Below are 25,683 nucleotides of genomic sequence, written 5' to 3' on the forward strand. Positions count from 1 at the left end.
CCGATTAGGTAACCAAATGAAACAATATGGAAAATAGGAAAAAAGGTAACAACGCATGCGCTTGGATACCTTGCGCAGTATTGTGCGGGCTCATGGCTTTCAGCCAAATGGCAATTGCGCAACAGGAGGAGGTGACCCTCACCGGCAGCGTAATGGATTCGGTGACCCGTGAAGCGCTGGCCGGGGTAACTGTCGAAGTTAGCGGTCGTACGACTTCTGCGAAGACGGATCAGAGCGGTACGTTTTCGATTCGTACGGGGATACCCGCGGTTTTGGTGGTTACTTCGTTAGGTTATACGGCGGTTCAGGTAAACGTTACCAATGAACAGCCGATACAGATACAATTATCGCCAACGGCCCAAGGCTTGGAGGAAGTGGTTGTAGTGGGGTATGGGGTCCAGAAAAAAACATCTGTAACAGCGGCGGTTTCCACACTAAAGGGCGATGCGATTGAGGCGGTACCGGTAGCGAATCTGAGCAACACATTGGGCGGCCGTGTAGCAGGTGTCATTGTGAAGCAGGGTTCGGGTGAACCGGGGAGGGATGGATCGAGTATTTTCATACGTGGGATTTCGTCTACCGGAAACAGCCAACCTTTGTTGGTGGTGGATGGTATTCCCAGGGATTTTACGCAATTGGATCCCAATAATATCGAAACGTTTACCATTCTGAAGGATGCGGCCGCGGTAGCGCCATACGGGGTAGCGGGTGCGAATGGCGTGATTTTGGTGACGACCAAAAAAGGGAAGGAGGGGAAGCCTACCTTAACCTATAACGGCTATGTTGGCTTCCAGAACCCAACGGTCTTGCCCGCATACCTGTCATCGTATGAAGAGGCTTCGTTGAAAAACGCGGCAGCAAGGAACGCAGGTTTGCCCGAACCTTATTCCGACTATGCGTTGCAGAAGTTCAAAGACGGGTCAGACCCCGATGCCTACCCGAACCACGATGTGTGGAATCACATCGTTTCGAAGGACGCGCTGCTGACGAACCACAATGTCGAACTTTCGGGTGGTAGTGAGTCCATCCGTTACTATGGGAGTTTCGGATACCAGGAGCAGGAGGGTATGTGGAAGACAACGACGACCAACCGGTTTAATTGGGCCGTGAATCTGGAAATCGAGGCGAGCCCGCTAACGACGGTAACCGCCAGCATGATTGGCCGGGCAAATAATAGGCGCTATCCGCCTTCAGACCAGAATCTGGGCGGCTCGGGGCGGACAGGGCGGATATTTGAACTGGCGGGTTTTGCCCAAGTGGGATACGGGCCGCTTTTCTACAGCAACGGCATGTTTGGAAGCTATGTTTCGTCAGCGATTTTTGGAACGGGGTATGAAAAAGTAAAAAACACGACGCAGTTCAATCAACTTACGGTAGATCAGAAACTTCCGTTTATAGATGGGCTTTCGTTTAAAGGTACATTTGCCTACGACCCGGATTTTGTTGATTCGAAATTGTGGAAAACACCCATGCATGTCGCCAATATCGACACCACTCAAAGACCGTATGTCATTACCGACGCTATTTTCGGCGACCCGAAGCCCATGCTAGTCGAGAGTTTCCGGAAATACCAGCAGTTTACTTATCAGGCGAGCCTCAATTATGCGAAATCATTTTCGTTCAACGACATCACCGCATTGGTCGCGTTCGAATCAAAATCAAACTACAGTCGTGGAACGGACGTATTTGCACGGAATTACAACCTCACGATAGACGAAGTGGATATGGGGAGCCCAAACCCGGTGGATAATGACGTTGCAGGAACATCAAGCATGGCTAAACAGCTTGGACTGGTATATCGGCTGACGTACGGCTATGCAGATAAATATCTGGTGGAGGCGAGCGGCCGTTACGACGGCAGTTACTACTTTGCACCGGGCAACCGGTTTGGCTTCTTCCCAGCATTTTCACTGGGCTGGAGGATCTCTGAGGAAAATTTCCTTAAGGACCGGATGGGATGGTTAACCAACCTGAAGCTGCGTGGTTCGTATGGCGAGGTGGGCGCACTAGCCGGTAGCCCTTTCCAATACCTCAGCACGTACGGGGTAATCGGTACGGCTTATGGCTTTGGCGGTACAGCCGTGCAGGGCGTTTTTGAACGTGCCGAACCCAATCCCGACATTACCTGGGAACGGGCTAAAAAACTGGATGTCGGTTTGGAGATTGGGCTATGGAACGACCGGGTGGAGCTGGAAGCAGACTATTTCTATGAAAAGCGATCCAATATGCTGTTAAACCCCAATGTGATCATACCCAGCGAATATGGAATCGGACTGAGCCAGGAGAATGCGGGCATCATGAGCAACCGAGGCATCGAACTCGCGCTGCGGACGCACCATTCCTTTTCCGACGACCTCACCGTATCGCTCGGCGGCAACTTTACCTATGCGAAGAATAAGCTGTTGCAAGTGTTTGAGACAGACGTAACGTACAATAACCCGAATAGGCGCGTAACGGGCCGTTCGCTGGGCACGCAGTTCGGCTACCGGGCACTTGGCTATTTCCAACAGGATGATTTTGATGCGGATGGCAACCTAAATTCGGATATAGCCGTGCAGCCCTGGGGGCCGGTGCAGCCCGGCGATATCCGCTACGCCGATACGGATGGAAATGGCAAGATAGATGAAAGTGACATCGTACCCATAGGTTATCCAAACGGGGCGCCGCTGATGTTATACGGTATCTCCCCATCGGTGAGCTTCAAGGGTTTTACCATTGACGCACTGTTCCAAGGTGCCGCGAAGACCGATTGGTACTATGACGCATCTGCCGTAATGCCTTTTTGGAATGGTATGAAACCCTACAAGCATAACCTAGATTATTGGACTCCTGAAAATCCTGATGCTCGAAACCCGAGATTAACGACGTCGCCAACGACGAATAATTCGGTGCGGTCTTCGTTCTGGGTAGGGAATGCGGCTTATCTACGCTTAAAAACAATTACGTTGTCTTATACCTTGCCGGCGTCATTTGCCACCCGTATCGGTTTACAGCACGCCCGGGTTTATGCTGCGGGCCAGAACCTTATTACATGGACCGATCTGCTTTACGACCCGGAAATCGGCCCTAGTAATTCGTACAATCGGAACGGTGCGTGGTCATACCCACAGCAAAAAGTAGTTTCTTTAGGATTAACCTTTGTGTATTAACTTTATTTTTTTGTGATGAAATCTATAAGTTTAATCAGCCCTACGTCTATTTGGATATTCCTCGTGACGATCGCCTCTTTCGGCGCTTGTGATGAGTCGCTTGATGTCGTACCCAAAGATCAAATAAATGATGACATATTGTGGGAAACCGCTGAGAATGCGGATCTGTTCCTGAACAATATTTACGCGGCCGTGCCAAGTTACGCGGGTAGCGGTGACCCGTTGGAGAATTTCTCGGATAATGCCATAAACGGTGTGGCGGGGAGATACAGCGCCTCGGTGTACGGCAACTCGAGTTATACGCCGAGCAATGGCCCAAGCCAATGGGGGTATTATAGTGAAATCCGCAAGTGCAACCTGTTTATCCAAAAAGTCACCGAATCGACGTTGTCCGATACGTGGAAAGAGCTTCGGCTGGCAGAAACACGGTTTTTACGCGCGTATTTTTATTCGTTGCTGGCCTTGCATCACGGCGGTGTGCCCATCATAACGGACGTACTTGATCGGTACGCACAGGGCGACGAAATCTTTAGGGTAAGGAACACATTTGACGAAACGATTGAATTCATTACCACCGAATGTGCTGATATTGCCCAGGACCTCCCCTTAACGGCAGTGACGGGGAGGGCTACTCGTGGAGCGGCCTTAACGCTCAAGGCGTGGTGCGAGCTTTTCCATGCCAGTCCGCTCTACAATACGGCCAACGACAAGGCAAAATGGCAAAAAGCAGCCGATTCGTATCAAGCCGTGATGGAATTGGGTGTTTATGAATTGTTTTCCGATTACAGGACTTTATTTTTTGAAGAGAATAATGGCAATAATGAAGTTATCTTTGATCGGGTGCATTTGGGTGGCACGGGGATGGCCAATATGCGGGCATCTAACTATGGGCCAACCTTTGTAAATGGAACAGCAAGAGCCTTCGCGGGATCAAATCCGACGCAGGAGCTGGTTGATGACTACCTGATGGCCAGCGGTTTGCCAATCGATGATCCGCTGTCGGGTTATGACCCACAGCAGCCGTATGTTGGACGGGAACAGCGGTTTTATGCCGATATCATTTATGACGGCGCAGCATGGCTGGATGATGAAATCATCATGAAGCAAGGGGTTGGAAGTCGAAATCAGACCGATTTGAGTGATAATAATGAGGCCACGAATACCGGTTACTACTGGAAGAAAGCGATAGACCCCCAATATGCAAACCTCAATAACATTGCAAATGGCGCGAACTATATTATTTTTAGGTTTGCAGACGTGCTCCTCGGTTATGCGGAGGCACAAAATGAAGCGAGCGGACCCGATGCCGCGGTGTATGGGGCCGTAAATCGGGTTCGGGAACGCGTGGGTTTGCCCGCGGTGAAAGACGGGTTAAACCAAACCCAGATGCGCGCGGTTATCCATCGCGAGCGCCGGGTGGAACTCGCTTCTGAAGATAAACGATGGTATGATATTATTCGCTGGAAGACAGCGGAGGATGTGTTAAATGGCCATATGCATGCGGTATCCATCGTGCGGGAAAATGGACAGTGGGTCTATAAGTACGTGCGTGCGGGCGGCGGTTTGAAAGTATTTTATCCGGAGAAAAACTATGTGTATCCCATCCCTCAATCGGCTAGGGATGCAAATCCAAAATTAACTCAAAATCCACATTATGATTAACATGAAGGCTATTTTTCTAGTATTTTTCTTATCCATTGGTGTTGGCGTTTTTGCACAAGGCATGGGCGAAGTTGTCCTGGAATGGAAGCAGGCCCCGGCATCGGGGAGCATCGGGGTGATGCATGGCAAGTTGTCAAGGATTGAAATTGCAACGGGAAAGGGGAAAACAAACGGCAATGCCTTCAAGTTCTCTTCTGAGGGCGGCGGGCGCTTGCATTTGTTCTTGGATAGCACAAACGCCGATGCCGGAAGCTATTCGACGGTGGTTACGTTGGATGCGCCCACAGGCTCCTTCTCCTTCTTCCTGCGCGACGTGACCTCGGATTATCCCATTTATATACCAGCGTACGGCGTCGTTGTGTTGGAAGCCGATGATCCAAGGTCGTATGAAGCGGTCGAAAGGGCGGTTTTATCAAGGAAATCGAAAACCAAGATCCAACAGCTTACCGATTCGCCGGAGGAGGCTTCTTTTGCGTCCGTTGAAAATCGCACGCGGGACATGTCCGTACCAACATGGTTGGGCACCAGCCGTGATTTCCGGATTTTTCAGATTACGGAGGCGCTGTCCGACCAGTCGCCCGGCGAGGCCAATATCATCTCGCCGCGGAGGTCCGTAACCGCCGTAACCCTGCCCGAAACCGAAAACCAACCTATCAATTACTTGTACACCGTAGGGCGCGGTGTGGGGGTGCAAGACAATATTTCACGTCGCCTCGACCAGGGGGCTTTGCCCATCCTGCACAGCACATTGACCGATGACGATATCCAATACCATTCTACCACATTCGTCTCGTTTGAAGAGTCGGCCCTTTCGCTGGGCTCCCGGTTTGGTACTGATTTTTTGGTGGCCGATAGCCACAGTGGCGGGCACATGTTTACGGATGCACAACGCGAAATATTGGATGCCCGATTGGAGTCGGCACTTAACCCTGAAGAAGAAACCGTGTTGTATTTCCGGTCGGAGGCCATCAACACCGGTGCGGTACCCCGGTATGCATGGTTCAAAGCACCGCGACCGGGCACGGGATGGCATCATAAGAAAGACTATACGTTCGACGCCACGACAGGCTTTTCGTCGTACGCTTCGGGACGGGTATTCTGTATTTCCCGGTTGAACGGCGAACCCTTACAGAACGAAGAAATTGCTGTCCTGATACCGCCGGGCGAAAAGGTTGTGTTTGAGTTTTATGTTCCCCATAGCCCCATCGACAAGGAGCGGGCTACGGCACTGGCCGGTCAATCTTTTGCTCAAAGATATACAGAAGCTAAAAAGTTCTGGCAGGACAAACTCGCGCAAGCGGCAACCATCAAGCTACCGGAAAAGCGGATCGAAGAAATGATCAAGGCCGGCTTATTGCACCTGGACCTGATTACATTTGGGAACGATCCTGATGAGACGTTGGCTCCAAACATCGGGGTATATTCGCCGATAGGTACGGAGAGTTCGCCGATTATCCAATTTTTCAACTCGATGGGCTGGCAGGACGTCGCCAAGCGTTCGCTCGCCTATTTTTTGGATAAGCAGCATGAAGATGGGTTCATCCAGAATTTCGGAGGCTATATGGTTGAAACCGGCGCCGCCCTTTGGACCATGGGTGAATACTTCAGGTATACCAACGATACGGAATGGGCGCGGCAGTCAACGTCGAAGCTATTGAAATCGGCAGATTACCTCATCGAATGGCGCAACCAGAATAAGACAGACGAACTGCAAGGCCGAGGATACGGAATGATTTCAGGAAAAGTGGCGGACCCGGAGGACCATTTCCACCAGTTTATGCTGAATGGTTATGCGTATATGGGTTTAAGTCGAGTCGCTGAGGTGCTTGCTGCTATCGGCCATCAGGATGCCGATCGGATTGGCAAGGAAGCGGCCGCTTGGAAAGCGGATATCCGCGAGTCGTTCTTCAATGTGATGGCGCTTTCGCCGGTGGTGCCTTTGGGCGATGGCACGTGGTGCCCCACGGCACCGCCATGGACGGAATCGGTAGGATTGCGAGCACTCTATATGAAGCCGGAGGCGTTTTGGTCTCATGGTACCGTCACGGTATCGGATGCCATGCTTGGGCCCCTTTACTTGGTGTTTTGTGAGGTGATCGATACGGATGAGCCTGCCGCCAAGATGTTGTTGGACTACCATAGTGAGCTGTTTTACCAAGGCAACGCAGCATTTAGTCAACCCTATTATAGTCGACACAATTGGATGCAGGCCAAGCTAGGTATGACGAAGCCATTTCTCGAAACTTACTATAGTACGTTTGCAGCACTAGCTGATCGCGAAACGTATACGTTTTGGGAGCATCTATACAAGTTGTCTCCCCATAAAACGCATGAGGAAGGTTGGTTCCTGATGGAAACTCGCTGGATGCTTTATATGGAAGACGGGAACGCGCTGGATATATTTAAGACCATACCCCGGGCTTGGATGGCCGATGGGGAAGAGATCGTGTTGGATGGCGTGCAGAGTTATTTCGGCCCATTGCGCGTGGAAGCGAAATCGAATGTAGGTAAAGGCTACATCGAAGCGACCGTCGAAAGCACCGGCGACCGGAAGCCCGATACGGTGCGGATCAGGTTGCCGCATCCCGACCGTAGGAAACCCCTCCACGTTGATGGGGGAACATACGACGAAAAAACAGAAAGTGTTGTGGTTACCAATTTCAACGGTAAAGCAACGGTCCAGCTAACGTTTTAATGTATGTCTGCAGGTACCTTAGACATCCTCACCATTGTCGGTTACTTTATCATCATCATCGTCATCGGCGTATGGTCCAGTCGTGGTAAAAGAGACAGCGCCGCGCAGTATTTCACATCGAAAGGGATGTTGCCGTGGTGGGCTATTGGAGCCGCCTACGTAGCAACGGGCCTCAATTCTGAGCAACTGATCGGGATGAATGGTATGGGATATCTGGTGGGGTTGCCGTTGGTTAACTCCTACCTAATCGCAGTATTCGTCTATACGGCATTGATTTTTCTATTTTTCCCACTGTATCTGCGCAATAACATCGTTACCATGCCGCAATACCTAGGCGAGCGTTTCGATAGACGAAGCCAGGACGTATTCAGCGTGTTGTTATTGCTTAGTTATGTTTTTCTAAGTCTGGCTGTGGTTTTATATGGCGGTGCCAAACTGTTTGAAGTAATTTATGATATACCACTTTGGCAGGGGATATTGGTCCTTGGCGTGGTATCCGGTGCATTCACCGTTTCGGGGGGCATGTCTTCCATGATCAATGCCTCGGTATTTCAATTTATATTGATGTTTTTGGCCGGTGGGATTTTGTTTTACTTAGGTTATGCCAAACTGGAAAACGGTTGGCAGGATATCGTGGATCATGCACCGGGCGGTTTTCACCTCATGCAGCCCATGGATACGCCTATTATGCCTTGGCATGCGGTACTATTCTCCCTGTTTAACCTACAGTTATTTTACTCGTGCATCAATCAGACCCTGGTTCAGCGTGGCTTCGGGGCCAAAACGGAATGGGATGTGCGTATGGCTATCGTATTTGCCCTAGCATTTGTGCTGCTCCGTCCATTCCTGGAAATATTCCCTGGAATGATAGCGAGGGCACTTGCGCATACCGGTCACCCGGAGTTTGGGGTGGGGGCAGACCAGGTGGATAATGTCTACCCGATGTTAATCGCTAACCTCGTCCCGAAGGGTATGCAGGGGTTGATATTGGTCGGAATCCTAGCAGCGATTATGTCTACGATTTCTGCTTTCCTAAATTCGATTTCGACTTTATTTACTTATGATGTATATAAAAAATGGATCAATAGGCAAGCAAACGATAAGCAGTTAGTGAGGGTAGGTATGTGGTGCACGGTTGGATTGATGGTTTTCAGTGTGCTTTATGCACCAGTTATCGGTAAGCTGGGCGGAATCTTCATTTACTTTCAATCGTTGTCTACTTACTTGGCCGTCCCTGTGGCTACCTGTTTCTTGGCAGGGATGTTTTGGAAAAGAGCAACGCCCGCGGCTTCTCTTACCGTGCTGATCGTAGGCATCCCGTTGGGAGCATTGGTGCAACTCGTTTTCATTCCCCTTTTATTTGCACCGGTAACCATCACGGCGTACGGTCTGGATAATTTTTATGTAACGGGCGGTATTACCCAAATATTTTGTGTGCTGATTATGGTAGTAGTCAGTCTTTATACCCGTCCACGGGTTGTTACGGAAATCGGCAACCTGATCTGGACGCCGAAGATGTTGAGGCTTCCCAACGATGAGCCACGGCGGCCTTGGTGGCAGTCGGTGTGGCTTTGGTCGGGGCTTATGGCGGTGGTTTATGGCACGCTCTACATCTTGTGGTGGTAATTAGGAATGGTATATGAACATGAAAAATAAAAATACAGTACTCTGCCTGATGGCGCATCCCGATGACGCGGAGATTTTGAGCGGAGGATTATTAGCTCTTTTAGCTCAACAGGGTTGGCAGGTTGTCATTGCAACGATGACGCCCGGACAAGCCGGTTCGACCCAGCTCAATGCCGAAGAGATTAGTGTGGTGCGGCGCAAGGAAGCTGCGGCCGCGGCGGCCGTCATTGGAGGCAGCTACCAATGCCTGGAGTCGGAAGATGTTTTTATTCTATACGACAAGCCTACCTTGAGTAAGGTCATTTCTCTATTTCGAGAGGTACAACCTACACTGGTCATTACTGCAAGTCCGGACGATTACATGTTGGACCACGAAATTACCAGCCATTTGGCTCAGACGGCCTGTATGGGCGCTACCATACCCAATATCGAAACACCGGGCTTGCCCATGTTAGCGCAGGTGCCCCATCTCTATTATGCCGATGCGGTGCAAGGCAAAGATCGGTATGGCAGGCAGGTAGTGGGAGATGTATTTGTGGATATCAGCGACGTCATCGCTATCAAAGAAGAAATGCTCTGCTGCCATCATAGCCAGCGAGATTGGTTGCGGTCCATCTCCAAGGTGGATGAGTTTGTCCTACTGATGAAATCATTTTCCGAACGTAATGGGAAGATGATCGGGAAAGCATATGCCGAAGGCTACAGGCAACACCTGGGCTTTAGCTATCCGCAAGACAACTTATTAAAGAGCATACTACATCCTTTTATCTATGAAAGAAAACAATAATATTTTGGTCGCACAACGGATGGAGCACGGCTTGGATATTCTTACGATCGAAAATGATTGCTTACGGGTAGATGTTATTCCGGCATTGGGCGGTAAGATCAGTAGCATCTATAGTAAGCAATTGGACAAGGAATTTTTGTGGAATAATGCAGAGCTTTCGCTTCAGAAAAACCAAACCGGCGATGATTATGATTCCAATTTTTGGGGAGGTATCGATGAATTGTTGCCCAACGATATTCCCGAACGTATCGACGGGATAGATTATCCAGACCATGGCGAGCTGTGGACGACAAGGCTCGATTATTCGGTGTCGGGAGATGATGTCTCCGTGTATGGTGTTTTGCCATTAAGCAGATTGTATTACAAGAAAACGATCCGTCTATCTATTGATGCTCCAAAGGTTACGTTGCAATACAATATGGTCAACCAGTCGGCAGAACGTCGCCGTTTTTTATGGAAATTGCACGCCGCCTTGCGTATCAGCGAAGGCGACCAATTACTCAGCCCCGCCACAAAAGCAAAGGTCGTCAGCCCCGGGGCCTCCCGTTTCGCGGAGGCCGGTGAATTTACATGGCCCGTTATGGACGGCATCGATGCATCTATCGTACCCGAAAAGAACAACACCATGGACTTCTTTTACCTCTACGACTCACCCGAGGGAACCATGAGTTTGATCGTCGACAAGGGGCGCAGCCGGTTTTCTTATCATTATGATCAGGCCATATTCCCTTATCAATGGTATTTCGCGTCTTATGGAAAATTCAGAAATCATTATACCGCAATTCTGGAGCCAGCTTCAGCGATGCCGGTCAGTGTAAATGAAGCAGCAGATTTAAAACAATGCTCCGTATTGGAGCCCGGCGAAACATTCGACACACAAGTAGTGATTTACGCCGGTTCGAATCAATAGTTGAAAACATCAAAACAATCATATATAGCAAAGAAGATGAAGATAGAGTCCGTTGATTTTTTTTATTTGAGTATGCCCGAAGTGTTAGATATCGGCGATGGTAGTCAGGATGCAACTTTAGTTAGGGTACGCGCCGGTGGCCTCGAAGGCTGGGGCGAATGTGAGGCGGCACCGTTGCCGACCATTGCTGCGTATGTATGCCCGATGTCTCACAGTGCATGTAAACCCGTGAGATACGGGGTGGAGGGAATGCCGCTCAACGAGCCGGAAGACATTCGTAAAATCGCACAGAAGGTTCATGCCCATAGCTTTGATCTCTTACAGGCCGACCATACGCTTTCAGGTATTGATATTGCCCTTTGGGACTTGTTGGGCAAAAAATTGGACGAGCCGGTTTATAAATTGTTAGGTTACAAAAAAGCATTTCCGAAAACTCCCTATGCTTCCCAACTTTTTGGAGATACGCCGGAACAGACGTATGAGAAAGCGGTAGAATCGAAAAAATCGGGCTATCGTGCCGTTAAATTTGGTTGGGGCCCGATCGGAAGGGAGAGCGCGGCCGTAGATGCAGCTCATTTTCGGGCAGCACGCGAGGGGTTGGGCCAAGATGCGTACCTGATGATTGATTTGGGGACGGTATGGGGAGAAGATGTAGCGGTGGCCCGCGAACGATTGGCCGCGTTGAAAGAAGTAAATGCCTATTGGTTGGAAGAACCATTTACAAACATGGCACTGGGGCCCTACGCTGAATTGGCGAAAAGCGAGCCCCAGGTGTCGCTCGCCGCGGGAGAAGGATGTAATAATTACGTGCAAGCAGCGGCCATGCTCGACTACGCCGGCCTTGGGTTTATACAGATCGATACCGGCCGCATAGGCGGTATCACTCCCGCGAAGCGGGTGGCCGATGATGCGGCTGCGCAAGGAATTACTTATGTGAACCACACCTTTACTTCGCATTTAGCACTTAGCGCATCGCTGCAGCCTTATGCGGGTTTGGAAAAAGATGTTATCTGTGAATATCCGGTTGAACCGAAGCAACTCGCATTAGACATCACCACGAATAAGATCCTTCCGGATGCCAATGGACAAATCGTTGTTCCAGAGTCTCCTGGGTTGGGCATGACGATGAATAATGAAGGGCTGGAGAAGTATATCGTCGAAATGGAGATCAAGGTCAATGGGCGTGTACACTATCATACGCCAGCGTTATAATCGAAATGACATTTGTTGAAAGTGACGAAGAATAAAGAAAAATATGACTAATCATAAGGAGTTCGGGAAAAGGTTTGTTAATCAAGTCGCAGTGATATCGGGCGGTGCGGATGGTTTGGGCAAGGCCATTGCCATGCGCCTGGCTGCGGAAGGCGCTAAGTTGGCGTTATTTGATGTGAACGGCCAGAAATTGCAAGCGACTGTACATGAGCTCGAGGGCCTCGGTAGAGAGGCACTCGGGGTACGCGTGGATATCGTAAGCGAACACGAGGTAATAGCCGGGTACGAAACGGTTATCAAAAAATTTGGAAGAGTAGATGTGGTCATTAATTCTGCCGGTATAGTAGGGCCTACAAGCACGTCCATATTGGAATATGGCGTAGACGATTTTGATCGTGTTTATCGCGTGAACCTCCGCGGTGCATTTTTGATGGCTAAGTATGGGTTGACGCATATGGAGAAGTGCCAATACGGGCGCATGCTATTGATTGCGTCCATAGCGGGGAAAGAGGGGAATCCGTTCATGGCCGGTTATTCCTCGACCAAGGCCGGCGTGATCGGTTTGGTAAAAGGATTGGGTAAGGAGTTTGCCAACAAAGAGATTACCATTAATGGTCTAGCTCCCGCGGTGATCAAAACAGCGATGAACGAAGATACCGACCCGGAACAACTGGCTTATATGACCAGTAAGATTCCGATGGGGCGTTTAGGTACCGTAGATGAGGTAGCAGCTATGGCTAGCTTTATTGTTTCGCCGGAAAACAGTTTTTCAACAGGGTTTATATACGATATTTCAGGGGGCCGGGCCACCTATTAACAAACTATATGTCAAGAAAGAAAATAGTAGTCTTAGGCGGTTCATCCGGAATTGGAAAAGCCATTGCCGAACGTTTTGCGAAAGAGGGCTGGTTGGTCATCATTGCTTCATCAGATCAGAATAAATTGGATGCAGCCTACGCCGATTTAGTTGGAGATGATCATGAAGCTATCCAATTGGATATCCGGAACGAATCGCATTTACAAAATTTTGTTTCACACCTGAGGGATCAGCATACTGACTTTGATGTACTTGTCAACAGTATTGGCGTATCAGAACACCTGGGAGCGCTGGATTCGGATTTTGGAAATTGGGACAATGCGTTACAGGTCATGCTATACGGTACCGTTAAAAGCTGCCGGGCCTTGGTACCATATATGAAACAAGGAGGGCGCATCATCCATATCACCTCTATCCATTACGAGCGAGTGGAAAAAGGAAGTTCAGCTTACGGAATGGCAAAGGCGGCTATTACGCAGTTTACACGTTCGTTGGCACTGGAATTGGCGCCTCGGAATATTTTGGTAAATACGATCGCTCCGGGCTTCATCGATACACCGATGTCAATTGATTGCGATGGGCAAAGCGAATTGGAGACCGAGTGGTTTCGCGATAACTATATCAAATACGATCACCTGCCTTTAAAGAGAGCCGGAAAGCCAGACGAAATCGCAGGTGTGGCTTATTTTCTTGCGGGACCGGATGCCACTTATATTACGGGGTCGGTTATTACCGTGGATGGTGGGCTAACGATAACATTTTAAAGAAAGTAGGCGAACAGAACACTTTTGTTGTTGGTCACATAACCAATCGGATATAAACTGAGTTCGCTGATTAGTTCCTAACCCCACATCCATCACGTCTTTGGCCAGTGATTATCAGCTGTTTTTTAGTGGAAATTATGGCGTAGTTGTAGATGGGAATGTAGCTAACTTCATGGAGACTGCAATCACGGAAAATTCAATGTTGCCGCTGTCTTTTACACTCGACTTTCAGGTACCGACGAGGTTTAGCTATATGAAATACTTTATCCGCAAGCCTCGTGTATGTTTTTTGGTTTTTGCCGGCTATATTTGTATCTCGTTACTTAATCTTATCAAAACTACCGCTTATCTTACCAATATGTATATAGACCGATAAGGGTTTATTAGTTTTGGGAAGAAAGTACGACATGGACATTGATATAATTCTACAACAATCATGAAACTAATCCGTTTTGGAAATCTTGAGGCTGAACGCCCAGGCATTTTGGATGAACACAATGTGAGGTGCGATTTATCCAATCGTTTCAGCGATTGGGATCGCGAATTTTTCAACGGTGGCGGAATGGAGAAATTAAACGAATACCTATCCATCCACCCCCGCCCGAGTGCCGTCGCCGAAAGCGAACGTTGGGCTGCACCCGTTGCCCGACGGGGCATCGACGGGCTGGGGGAACAAAAGCAGATTTGCGAACCCGCATAAAACAAAAAGATCGAAATCTATGGATATCAAAAAGGTACTCATCGCTAATCGCGGTGAAATCGCTATCCGTGTCAGTCGGGCATGCAATGAGTTGGGAATCGGCACCGTCGCCATCTATACATTTGAAGACCGGTATTCGCTGCACCGGTACAAGTCGGATGAAGCGTACCAAGTGGGCGATGACCACGATCCATTGAAGCCTTACCTCGATATCGAAGCCATCATCGACATTGCCAAGGAAAGTAGTGCCGATGCGATACATCCGGGTTATGGCTTCCTATCGGAGAATGCGGCATTCGCTCGCCGTTGTGCTGACGAAGGTATCGTATTCGTGGGACCCTCGCCAGCGGTAATGGATATGTTGGGCGATAAGGTGAGGGCCAAGGAAGTAGCCCAAGAGGCCGGTGTACCTATCATTCAAAGCAGCGATAAAACGTTGGATGGGATGGCCGATGCCCTTGCGGAAGCATGCCGCATCGGGTATCCGCTGATGCTGAAGGCAGCAGCTGGTGGTGGCGGTCGGGGTATGCGCGTGGTGCGCAACGACGCCGACCTGGAAGCTGCATTCAATAGTGCGCGAAATGAAGCGCTTAAAGCATTTGGTGACGGGACGGTATTCTTGGAAAAATACATTGAAAACCCACGCCATATCGAAGTGCAAATCGCGGGCGACCGCCATGGTAACGTGGTCCACCTCTATGAGCGCGATTGCTCGGTACAGCGGCGATTCCAGAAAGTGGTGGAGGTAGCCCCGGCCGCAAACCTAACGGATGAAACGCGAAACAAATTATATGTATATGCGACGGCCATCGCCAAACATGCAAGCTATGATAATATAGGTACGGTCGAGTTTCTGGTGGATGCCACGGGTAGTGTGTATTTCATCGAAGTGAACCCCCGCATCCAGGTGGAACACACGGTAACCGAGCTGGTGACGGGCATAGACCTGATCAAAACGCAGCTTTATATTGCCGCGGACCACCGGCTCACCGACCAAAGGGTTGGTCTGGGCAACCAGCAAGCCATCCCACTAAATGGCTACGCTATCCAATGCCGGATAACAACAGAAGATCCGACGACGGATTTCAAGCCGGATTATGGCACGATTATCACCTACCGAAATGCTGCTGGATTCGGTGTGCGGCTCGACGAAGGAAGTGCCTACCTAGGAATGAAGGTGAGCCCATTTTTCGACTCGATGCTCGTGAAAGTGAGCACCCATGGAAATACATTGGCCGAAGCAGCTAAGCGGATGGATAGGGCACTCCGCGAATTTCGAATACGGGGAGTGAAAAACAATATTGGATTTCTCGAGAACCTCGTTACCCATCCGGTTTTCCTTTCGGGAGAGGCCACAGTGGGGTTCATAGCGGCACATCCCGAGCTGTTAAAACCGGTGGGGCGGCTTGACCGCGGCACCAAATTGCTTCAGTTCCTCGGGGATATATCGGTAAACGGCAATCCGGACGCGAAAGGCGCATCACGGCCGCTGCACTTGGAGGTGCCCGCCGTACCCGGGGTCAATATACAGGCGTCATATCCTAAAGGGACCAAAGATCGTCTTACGGAGCTTGGCCCAGAAGGCTTTTCCAAATGGTTGGTCGATGAAAAGCGGATACAATATACCGATACCACCCTGCGCGATGCGCACCAGTCACTATTGGCTACCCGCATGCGTACGTACGATATGCTGAAAGTGGCGGGAGGCTTTGCAAAGACACATCCGCAAATTTTCAGTATGGAGGTGTGGGGCGGGGCCACGTTTGATGTGTGCCTACGCTTCCAATTGGAAAATCCGTGGCAGCGGTTGGCGAAATTGCGAAAGGCCATCCCCAATATCTTGCTGCAAATGCTAATTCGCGGATGCAATGGGGTGGGGTATGCGGCGTATCCCGATAACCTCATCGAAGCGTTCGTAGAACGGAGTTGGGAAACGGGTGTTGATATCTTCCGGATTTTTGATTCGCTCAACTGGATGGAAAACATCACTCCTTGCATCGAGATGGTGAGGAAGCGCACGGGGGGGCTTGCAGAGGGTACGCTTTGCTATACAGGTGATATCCTTGACCCATCGCGTACCAAATACGATCTGAACTATTACCTGCGCAAAGCTAAAGATTTAGAAAGTGCGGGAGCTCATATATTGGGTTTGAAGGATATGTCAGGCTTGCTGAAGCCATACGCAGCGCAAGAACTGATCACGGCGTTGAAGGATACGGTGAAGATTCCCATACACTTACACACGCACGATACGTCGTCGTTGCAAACAGCTACCTACCTCAAAGCCATCGAGGCCGGTGTAGATGTGGTGGATTGTGCACTTGGTGCACTTTCTGGGCTTACTTCTCAGCCGAACCTCAATGCCGTAGTGGAGATGATGCGTTTTCACGAGCGCGAAACCCCGTTCGATGTGGATAGCTTGAATGCATACAGTAACTATTGGGAGGCGGTGCGCACCTACTATATGCCGTTCGAATCGGGTATGAAGGCCGGATCTGCTGAAGTTTTCCGACACGAGATACCGGGTGGGCAATATTCCAACCTGAGGCAGCAAGCCACTGCCCTCGGTTTGGGCGATCGTATAGTCGATATCAAACGGAGCTACGGCGAGGCAAACAGGCTGTTTGGCGACATCGTGAAAGTGACACCCAGCTCGAAGGTGGTGGGCGATATGGCGCAATATATGGTGGCCAATAACCTCACGGCAGAAGACGTGATGGCTAAGGGCGCTATCCTGTCGTTTCCCGACTCAGTGGTGTCGTTTTTCAAAGGCGATATCGGTCAGCCAGAGGGCGGATTTCCTATGAAACTGCAGCAGATGGTGCTGAAAGAACAGCAGGCCTATACCGAACGGCCCAATACACACCTGCCACCATTAGACATGGATTCGGGCTTCCGCGATTTTCTGGCAAACTTTGGCGACGATCTGGATTTTACCGATTATTTGAGTTATCAATTTTATCCGAAAGTATTTGCCGATTATTTGCTGGCTTATCGGAAGTATGGCGATGTTTCTGTCGTGCCCACACGGTATTTCCTGTATGGGATGGAACCGGGCGAAGAGACCACCGTCGAAATTGCTAAGGGTAAAACACTGCTAGTAAAGCTGGGATCTATCGGTCCACCGGACGCGGAAGGTAAACGGATTGTTTTCTTTAAGTTGAACGGGCAGACACGGAACCTCGAAATACACGATGTCAGCTCAAACGCTACGCGTAAGGAGAATAAAAAGGCAGACTTGAGCAATCCTCAGCAGGTGGGGTCGCCATTGCAGGGGCTACTGTCTGCTGTGTTTGTGACTGAAGGGGATGCTGTAGCGGTGAACCAACCGCTCTTCATTATCGAAGCCATGAAAATGGAAACGACCGTCACCGCAGCGGTAGCGGGCACGGTGAAGAAGATTGTGCTTAGCGCGGGCACATTGGTAAATACCGATGATTTAGTGCTTGAAGCCGAATAGTACGTAATCCTTGCACATGTCGAGTGGATTGTAATTATCTGATTGATAGTCAGTATAATTTAACGATTTAGCTTTTTTGCAAATTATCATTGCCTACTCTCGGTTTTTAGGTACTTTAGCACCGTATATACCAGACAAAACAAAGCTATGACGCAAGCGGAAAATAAACCGAATTACCAGGTAGCCCTATCCACATTGACCACGTTGTTTTTTATGTGGGGCTTCATCACCTGTATGAACGATATTCTCATTCCACATCTGAAGGAGCTTTTCCAGCTGAGCTATTTCCAGGCGATGCTGGTGCAGTTTGCTTTTTTTGGCGCATACTTCGTTGGCTCGGTGATCTATTTCCTCATTTCCTATCTGTATGGGGATCCGATCAATAAAATTGGCTACAAGGGTGGGATTATCATCGGTTTGGTGATTTCGGCATTGGGATGTGTGCTTTTTTATCCTGCGGAGACGATGGCGATATACTCCATGTTCCTGTTGGCCTTGTTTACATTGGGATTGGGGTTTACCTTATTGCAGATTTCTGCGAACCCGTACGTTGCCATACTCGGTAGTCCTGAAGGAGCGTCGAGCCGGTTAAACATGGCGCAGGCGTTCAATTCATTGGGCACCACCATTGCGCCGGTACTAGGCGGTTACCTGGTTTTTGAATTTTTCGCCGACGGCGGTGAAATTACCGCGGAGGCTACGAAGATTCCATATTTGATTTTCGGGTTGCTGTTCATGTTGGTGGCGGTGCTTGTCTGGTTTGTACGCTTACCTAAATTCAAGGCAGAAGAGATAGAAGGCGGAAAGCTTGGAGCACTGGCATTCCCGCAGCTGCGGGGTGGTGTAATGGGTATTTTCTTTTACGTGGGTGCTGAAGTCGCTATCGGAAGCCTGATCATCAGCTTCATCGGTCAGCCGGAGATTATGGGCGTGGGAGAGCATGTGGGCAAGAATTATCTTGCGCTATACTGGGGCGGTGCGATGATCGGCCGTTTCCTTGGGGCAATCTCATTGAATGACAAATTGAAGGGGGCGCGTAAAGCAGTATTCATGGTCGTAGCGGCGCTGCTCGTTTTTCTCTTGATATACAGCATCGTTGATCTGACATTCGCGCAGGTAGCTGCGTTTCTGCTGTTTATCCTGCTCAATTTCGGCGCTTTTGCAATTGGCCGGTCGATGGCCGCCCGTACGTTGCTGGTGTTTGCGTTGGTGAACATTGGGCTACTGCTCGCCACTGTTTGGGGTACGGGCAGCTGGGCCATGTGGACCCTCTTGGCTGTTGGTTTGTTCAACTCCATCATGTGGTCCAATATCTTCACACTGGCCATTACGGGCCTGGGCCCACATACGAGCCAGGGAGCTTCTTTATTGGTGATGGGTATTCTGGGCGGTGCGTTGATTCCACTGTTGCAGGGGTGGATGGCCGATACCATTGGGCTGAAGCCGTCATTTATCATCCCAGCCATTTGCTATGCCTATATCGCCGGATATGGATTGTATTGTGGCCGGAAGCTTGGTACGGTTAAGAAATCGGAACCGGTCGGCGGGGGGCATTAGAAATAGTCCTGGATGAAATATTCCGCTGTGTTGCAATAGAGGAAGGAATAAATAAGCAAACCTGGTTTGTTGGTGTGCATACTACGTTTCATGTGCAAAATGGGCACGCCCGAATTGATGGAAAGTAGTTTGGCAATGGGCTTATCCGCCATGACAGCCCATATTTTCTGCTCACCTTCTTTGATTTCTACCCCGTGGTATTTTCTTAACGTTTCAAATAATGAGTTGTTGGCAACGTTATGCATGGTGAAGCGGGGTAAGTCGATATCAGTTATATAGGTCTCTTCGTACAGCGTGGGTAGTCCGTTTACGTAACGGAGCCTTGAAAGGTATATGCAGCCAGCCTCCTTTTGTTCTTCCGTTAGATCGTATGGGAAATCGGCCGGCCATGCCATCCGTTTAGATTTTACCAGCATTTCGGTCCGTAAGTTTTTCTTACCTACACCTGCGGTTGATCCTTTGAGTGATAGGATGCCTAAACCATTTTTCGGTTCGGATACAATGCTTCCCTTACCGTGGTGACGAATGATATATCCCATCCGTGTCAACTCACCTAATGCCTGCCGTACGGTAGGGCGGGTGGTTCCATAGGTTTTGCATAGATCGTTTTCAGAAGGAAGTAGATCGCCTTTTTTATAATGGCCATCGTCGATTTGTTTTTTCAAGTCGTTAATGAGCGTCTTATAAAGAGGTGTGTTCATATGTGTATGGTCGATGATGTGCCAAATAAATGATACAAATCTAACTAAAATATCCATGTTGTATATACAAGTGGTGGATTAGGGGTGTTTTTTTTGTTGTTTATTTCAAGTTATATTACGCTTGTATATACAAATTATTTTTTGATTAAATTATAATTTATTATTATAAATCCTTATAATCAGTAATTTACAATTATTTTTTCTTTTAAAAATATATTTATTTTGATTTTTCTTGTGTATACAAGAGTTGTTAATATCTTTGTGTAATTATAAATGTAATTAGCCATGTAAACAATGTCTCGGTATCATGATAACTGAGTATAGCTACCTAACTTACGAATGATGAAGCAAACTTTTTTCAATGCATTTTTGACGCTGCTTGTCTGCTGGTTTCCATTTGCGCTCTTGGCACAGGCGCTTCAAGTAGCTGGCAACGTATTTAAGGCCGGAGCAGCTACGAGCACAATTACGCCCCCCATCGGCACATCCATCAACGGTAATATGAAGGATGTACTTATTAAGCATATCCACGATGATACCCACGCTCGTGCATTGGTATTGGATGATGGCCAGACGCTATTGGCATTCGTTGTGCTCGATCTTTGTATGGTGTCTCGGGAGGTGCTCGACAAGGCGAAGCAACGCGCACATGAATTTACGGGTATTCCGGTTGATCATATGATGATGTCTGCTACACATACGCACTCGGCGGGTACAGTCTGTGGTGTTTTTCAGAGTGAACCCGACTCGGCCTACTTGGAGTTCGTGGCAAGTAGAGCGGCAGATGCTATCGTACGGGCTTATCAGAACAGGGAGCCGGCCCGTATAGCTTGGGCAGTCGGTTCTGAGCCAACCGAAGTATATAACCGGCGCTGGCATATGAAACCCGGCACGCCATTGCCTGATCCATTTGGTGGAACCGACCAGGTGAAAATGAATCCCGGTGTCGGTAATCCCGCGCTGCTGAAACCTGCGGGTCCGGTTGATCCGGAAGTTCCGACGCTTTCCCTTCAGGCACTCGACGGCCGACCGATTGCTGTACTTGCAAATTATTCACTTCATTACGTTGGTGGTGTCGAGGCGGGTACCGTATCTGCCGATTATTATGGGATGTTTGCATCACGCATCGGGGAGCTGGTGGGCGCGGAGAGCAGCCCATTCCACCCACCCTTTGTTGGCATGATGACCAATGGTACCAGTGGTGATATCAATAATATCCATTGGTCGGGAGAGAAAAGGGAGGCGCTTTTGCCCTATCGGAAGATGCACTCGGTGGCCGACAAGGTCGCTGCGGCGTCTCACCTGGCGATACGCGATGCGCCGTATCATAGTTGGGTACCCCTAAGGGCTGCACAAACGGAAATATCCCTCGGCGTCCGTTTACCAGCTTCGAGCGATATCGTGCGAGCCGAAAAGGTGATGCGAAATGCGGATGGCCCGATCATGAATTCACTTGAAGAAATATATGCGCGCGAAACATTACTGCTAAAGGATTATCCCCCTCAGGTGGATATTATTTTGCAAGCATTCCGTATAGGCGACTTTGCTATTACGGCTATCCCCGCCGAAGTGTTTGTTGAGGTTGGGTTGGAACTCAAGGAGAGGAGCCCTTTTAAGCCAACGTTCAACATTGGGCTTGCCAATGGATACAATGGGTATTTACCAACACCTGCACAGCACCAATTGGGGGGGTATGAAACATGGCGGGCCCGTTCAAGTTACTTGGAGGTAGACGCTTCGGAGAAAATCTTGGATACACTGTTCCAACTATTGGATACCTTAAGATAGTATACTTGCACTATGAGTATATGGAGTGAACGTAATCGATGAAAAATCTAATTATACTTTTTGTTGCATCGTCATTTGTTTATGCGTGTGGGGGCCGAAATGAGAATAAGCAGATTCGTAAAGCACTCGATAGTTTTCAACTTGAGGACGGACTGCGTATTGAGCTCGTCGCATCTGAGCCATTGGTAATCGACCCTGTGGCGTTTGCGTTTGACGAAGACAAGCGGATGTATGTGGTGGAGGATCGTGGATACCCAGACCCAGCTGAAGGTGGTAACGCCTCAACGGAAGGGGTCATTGCCCTGCTGGAGGATACCGATGGCGATGGGGTTTATGATCAACGGCATGATTTTGTAACGGGCCTTACTTATCCGAATGGTGTGCTACCTTGGCAAGGAGGGGTATTTGTAACCTGTGCCCCTCACATTTACTATTTCAAAGATACCGACGGGGATGGGATTGCCGATGTGAAAAAGATTATCCTAACGGGTTTCAATGATACCAAGACGGCGCAAATCCGTATGAGCCACCCCACACTGGGGCCTGACGGATGGGTTTACGTAACCGGTGGCTTGAATGGGGGGACCGTCACGTCTCCGGAATATCCCGAACGGGAACCGGTGGTTTATACGGCGGCCGATGGTCGTTTTCATCCTGAAACGTTTGAATTTCAGGTGACGGGTGGGAAAAGCCAGTTCGGTCTGACCATCGACCCGTACGGGAGGCGTTTCGGTTCTTCGAACCGGCATCCGGTCATGCAGATCGTCATGGAGCCTGGGTATCTGGGTCGAAATCCTAGTTTAGCGTTTAGCGAGACCATCCAAAATGTATCTGCCGTGGAGGCCGATGCCGTGGTATATCCCATAAGCAGTGCGGTCACAACGGCCGATTACATCCCTAATCTTATTGGTCGGTCCCATGCGGGAACGTTTACAGCAGCCAGCGGATTGGTGGTTTTCCATGGAACCGGATTGACCCCCGACCACCAAGGCAATATTTTCATCTGTGAATCGGCCCAGAACCTGGTTCAGCGCCAAGTTGTTTCGGAAGATGGGGCGAGTTTCCGCTCAGAAATAGCCGAGCACGGAAAGGAGTTCCTTGCATCGACCGACGAATGGTTTAGGCCGGTATTTGCACAGCACGGGCCCGATGGTAGCCTGTATATCGCCGATATGCATCGCAAGGTGATTGATCACCCATCGTATGTTCCGAAGGAAATGCGTGACAAACTGGATTTTGAAAGTGGTAAAACCGACGGGCGCATATACCGGGTAGTCAGAGAAGATTTCAAACGAGGTAGTCAGGATACCATTGGCCGTGTAGCCAGCGGATCGACGGTATCGCAAGTGGTACGGGCGTTGTCCTCGCGCGAGGAGTGGCGGCAGGCTACGGCGTTCCGGCTGCTATTGGAGCGGAAGCCAGCGGCGGCCGTTCCGTTGCTCAAGGAGATTGCACTGAACGATGATTATCCCGCTAGCCGATCAAGGGCCTTTTGGCTGCTCCGGATCATGGACGCTCTGGATAGCGAGACGTGGGAGCACCTCTTCAAAGACAAAGACGCTGCTGTGTGCGAGCAAGCCGTGCAGTTGACACAGGCTGAAGCAGAAGCATTCCCGAACCTAGTGCCCGCCCTGATAGCGGCTGCCCAGGATGAATCGCCCCGGGTACGGTACCTGGCTGCGCTAGCGATGGGCGATATCGATTTGCCGGAAATGATTGTGCCGCTGGCAACCATCGCTGCGCAGGACGGTGCTGATAAATGGACAAGGGCCGCTGTGCTAAGCGGTATCTCCGGCCGCACGACCGAATTTCTGTCGGTCTTTGGGTCGCTTAAGGTCGAAAATAAGGTTGCTTTTGCGGCGGTAATGCAAGATTTGGGACAGTTGCTTGGCCATAGTGGCAGTTTGGCTGAAGCACGTTCGCTCTTCGATCGGCTCGTCTCGTCAGGAAAGGCCGACGAATGGCGGATTGCAGCACTGTACGGTTTGGCCGATGGTCTGAGCAATAGAAGCAAGGAAATCGAAAGCGCTGTGAACGGTGTGCTTGCTGCGATAGGTAACAACGTGCCCCATAGGATACTTGCGTCCTTTGTTGACCAAGTAAAAGGGCTGGCGGTCAAAGACGGGACGAGTGAGGCGTTGCGGGTGAGGGCCATCAGCCTGTTGGGTTTTACCACGTATAGCGAGTCGAAGGGTATACTGAATACACTTCTGGATGCCCAGTATCCACCAGCCGTTCAACTGGAGGCTATCCGGACGCTTTCCCGGCTCAACGATCCGCGGGGAGCCATGCTGCTTACCGACAAAAAGAAATGGACGGCGTTTTCACCCAAGGTAAAGCCGGCTGTCATCTCTGCCCTCACGGGTGGTACAACATTTATACCGGTGTTGTTTGCCGCAATTGAGAATGGTACCATTGCCCCTGCTGAGATTTCCTCCGTCGACCGTAAGCGATTGATGAAACACCAGGATACCTCCATTAGCGAACGGGCCAATGAATTGTTCAAGGAACTGGAGGGGGGTGATCGGATGAGTGTATACCAAAGTTACCGCGAAGTACTGGATTACGACGCGCATCCGAAAGCGGGCGCTGCCGTTTTCCAGTCGCATTGTGCAGTATGCCACACGTATGCAGGTAAGGGTGGGCAGGTAGGTCCCGACCTAACGGGCGTAAAAAACCAGCCGCCGGATGCGTTATTGTTGCATACGTTGGTGCCGAATTACGAGGTGTATCCGGCATATCAGTCGGTAGTTATACGGACGAAAAGCGGCACAACGGTATCGGGTAGGGTGGCTTCCGAAACGGAAAATAGTTTAACCCTGCGAACGGCGTTCGGGTCGGACGAAACCATATTGAGAAGCCAAATTGAATCGCTTACAAATTCGGGGATTTCGTTGATGCCTGAAGGCTTGGAACAAACCATGACAAGAGAAGAATTAGCTAATTTGATCGCTTACTTAAAACACGGTGATGGAGAATAACAGAATGATCGTTAATGTGATAGCAAAATTAGGGCTTACAGCCGGGCTATGCGGCCTGCTGGCATTGGTTTTCCCGGCGGCTGCAGGTATTGGTGCAGCATCAGATACCACAGGGCGGCAAGCCGTTGCATTATTTAACGGGAAAAACCTGGACGGATGGTATACGTTTCTCCAAGGGAGAGGCGTGAATAAGGACCCCAAGCGCGTATTTACGGTACGTAACAACCAAATCCACATATCCGGTAAGGAATGGGGCGCCATTACCACGAATGAGGAATACGAAAACTACCGTTTGGTCGTCGAATTCAGGTGGGGTAAAAAAACCTACGGTACGCGTAAACACCGGGCAAGGGATAGCGGTATTCTCTTTCATTGCGTGGGCGAAGATGGTGGATATAAGGGCATCTGGATGAATTCCATCGAGTGCAATATTATTGAAGGAGGAGTAGGCGACTTTATCGTCGTGGGTGATGGGAGTGACCACTTCGCAATCACGAGCCCAGTGGCCAAGGAACGACATGGTGCTACGCCGGTTTATCAAAAAGGAGGGGAATGGGTCGAAATAAATGGCGGTCGGATCAATTGGTTTGGCCGGGACCCGCAATGGAAAGATACGCTCGGTTTCCGGGGCGCACAAGACATCGACTATCCTGATGGTCAATGGAATGAAATCGAATGTATTGTAAAGGGAGACACCATTGATATCTACGTAAACAACGTGTTGGTGAACCAAGCAATCAACGTTCGGCCCAGCAAGGGGAAAATCCAAATCCAGTCGGAGGGCGCAGCGTTGTTTATCCGAAAGATCGAACTTTTACCGTTATAATAAAAGGAATGTGAGAATGGCGGTAGGGCACGAGGATAAATACGACAA

The 25,683-nt window shown here is 49.7% G+C and carries 16 protein-coding genes; 15 read left to right on the top strand and 1 reads right to left on the bottom strand.

Going from position 1 to position 25,683, the window contains the following annotated elements:
- Window positions 1-92 precede the first annotated feature (92 nt).
- The 12 genes from U9S71_RS02700 to U9S71_RS02755 all read left to right on the top strand — a co-directional run bounded on the left by U9S71_RS02700 (window position 93) and on the right by U9S71_RS02755 (window position 19,339).
- Window positions 93-3,149: a SusC/RagA family TonB-linked outer membrane protein gene (locus U9S71_RS02700; protein WP_326325045.1), complete on the top strand. Its 3,057-nt coding sequence runs from the start codon at window positions 93-95 to the stop codon at window positions 3,147-3,149.
- 15 nt (window positions 3,150-3,164) lie between these two features.
- Entirely contained in the window at window positions 3,165-4,811 is a 1,647-nt protein-coding gene (locus U9S71_RS02705) for a RagB/SusD family nutrient uptake outer membrane protein (RefSeq protein WP_326325047.1), read from the top strand.
- On the top strand, window positions 4,804-7,506 hold the full coding sequence (locus U9S71_RS02710) for a glucosidase family protein (protein ID WP_326325048.1): 2,703 nt from the start codon (window positions 4,804-4,806) through the stop codon (window positions 7,504-7,506). The genes U9S71_RS02705 and U9S71_RS02710 overlap by 8 nt, the downstream gene beginning before the upstream one ends.
- Before the next feature lie 3 nt (window positions 7,507-7,509).
- Window positions 7,510-9,132, top strand: a complete 1,623-nt coding sequence (locus tag U9S71_RS02715) for an SLC5 family protein (protein WP_326325049.1) — start codon at window positions 7,510-7,512, stop codon at window positions 9,130-9,132.
- Between the two features lie 19 nt (window positions 9,133-9,151).
- Window positions 9,152-9,919: a PIG-L deacetylase family protein gene (locus U9S71_RS02720; RefSeq protein WP_326325051.1), complete on the top strand. Its 768-nt coding sequence runs from the start codon at window positions 9,152-9,154 to the stop codon at window positions 9,917-9,919.
- Window positions 9,903-10,829, top strand: coding sequence for a DUF5107 domain-containing protein (locus U9S71_RS02725; protein WP_326325053.1), 927 nt, complete (start codon window positions 9,903-9,905; stop codon window positions 10,827-10,829). The genes U9S71_RS02720 and U9S71_RS02725 overlap by 17 nt, the downstream gene beginning before the upstream one ends.
- 36 nt (window positions 10,830-10,865) lie before the next feature.
- Window positions 10,866-12,041 carry a mandelate racemase/muconate lactonizing enzyme family protein gene (locus tag U9S71_RS02730; protein ID WP_326325054.1) on the top strand — a complete coding sequence of 392 codons (1,176 nt, stop codon included), beginning with the start codon at window positions 10,866-10,868 and terminating at the stop codon, window positions 12,039-12,041.
- Between the two features lie 43 nt (window positions 12,042-12,084).
- A complete protein-coding gene (locus U9S71_RS02735; RefSeq protein ID WP_326325055.1) occupies window positions 12,085-12,858 on the top strand; it encodes an SDR family NAD(P)-dependent oxidoreductase in 774 nt (257 codons plus the stop codon).
- An 8-nt stretch (window positions 12,859-12,866) separates the two neighbouring features.
- Window positions 12,867-13,622, top strand: coding sequence for an SDR family NAD(P)-dependent oxidoreductase (locus U9S71_RS02740; protein WP_326325057.1), 756 nt, complete (start codon window positions 12,867-12,869; stop codon window positions 13,620-13,622).
- A 436-nt stretch (window positions 13,623-14,058) separates the two neighbouring features.
- Window positions 14,059-14,322: a hypothetical protein gene (locus U9S71_RS02745; RefSeq protein WP_326325058.1), complete on the top strand. Its 264-nt coding sequence runs from the start codon at window positions 14,059-14,061 to the stop codon at window positions 14,320-14,322.
- Between the two features lie 19 nt (window positions 14,323-14,341).
- The gene (locus U9S71_RS02750; RefSeq protein ID WP_326325059.1) at window positions 14,342-17,782 is read left to right on the top strand and encodes a pyruvate carboxylase; all 3,441 of its coding nucleotides are present in this window, start codon (window positions 14,342-14,344) and stop codon (window positions 17,780-17,782) included.
- A 147-nt stretch (window positions 17,783-17,929) separates the two neighbouring features.
- The gene (locus U9S71_RS02755) at window positions 17,930-19,339 is read left to right on the top strand and encodes a sugar MFS transporter (protein ID WP_326325060.1); all 1,410 of its coding nucleotides are present in this window, start codon (window positions 17,930-17,932) and stop codon (window positions 19,337-19,339) included.
- Here U9S71_RS02755 and U9S71_RS02760 read toward each other — a convergent pair.
- On the bottom strand, window positions 19,336-20,040 hold the full coding sequence (locus U9S71_RS02760) for a GntR family transcriptional regulator (protein ID WP_326325061.1): 705 nt from the start codon (window positions 20,038-20,040) through the stop codon (window positions 19,336-19,338). The genes U9S71_RS02755 and U9S71_RS02760 overlap by 4 nt on opposite strands.
- A 339-nt stretch (window positions 20,041-20,379) precedes the next feature.
- On the opposite strand from U9S71_RS02760, the gene U9S71_RS02765 reads away from it, so the two are divergent.
- From U9S71_RS02765 to U9S71_RS02775, 3 genes are read left to right on the top strand one after another with little or no spacing between them, the layout of a single operon-like run.
- On the top strand, window positions 20,380-21,828 hold the full coding sequence (locus U9S71_RS02765) for a hypothetical protein (protein ID WP_326325063.1): 1,449 nt from the start codon (window positions 20,380-20,382) through the stop codon (window positions 21,826-21,828).
- A 38-nt stretch (window positions 21,829-21,866) separates the two neighbouring features.
- Window positions 21,867-24,809 carry a PVC-type heme-binding CxxCH protein gene (locus U9S71_RS02770; protein WP_326325064.1) on the top strand — a complete coding sequence of 981 codons (2,943 nt, stop codon included), beginning with the start codon at window positions 21,867-21,869 and terminating at the stop codon, window positions 24,807-24,809.
- Complete coding sequence (locus U9S71_RS02775) at window positions 24,799-25,635, top strand: 3-keto-disaccharide hydrolase (protein ID WP_326325065.1); 837 nt, start codon at window positions 24,799-24,801, stop codon at window positions 25,633-25,635. The genes U9S71_RS02770 and U9S71_RS02775 overlap by 11 nt, the downstream gene beginning before the upstream one ends.
- Window positions 25,636-25,683: the final 48 nt, after the last annotated feature.

Origin of the sequence: Parapedobacter flavus (genome assembly GCF_035818675.1) — a bacterium.
Classification (GTDB): domain Bacteria; phylum Bacteroidota; class Bacteroidia; order Sphingobacteriales; family Sphingobacteriaceae; genus Parapedobacter; species Parapedobacter flavus.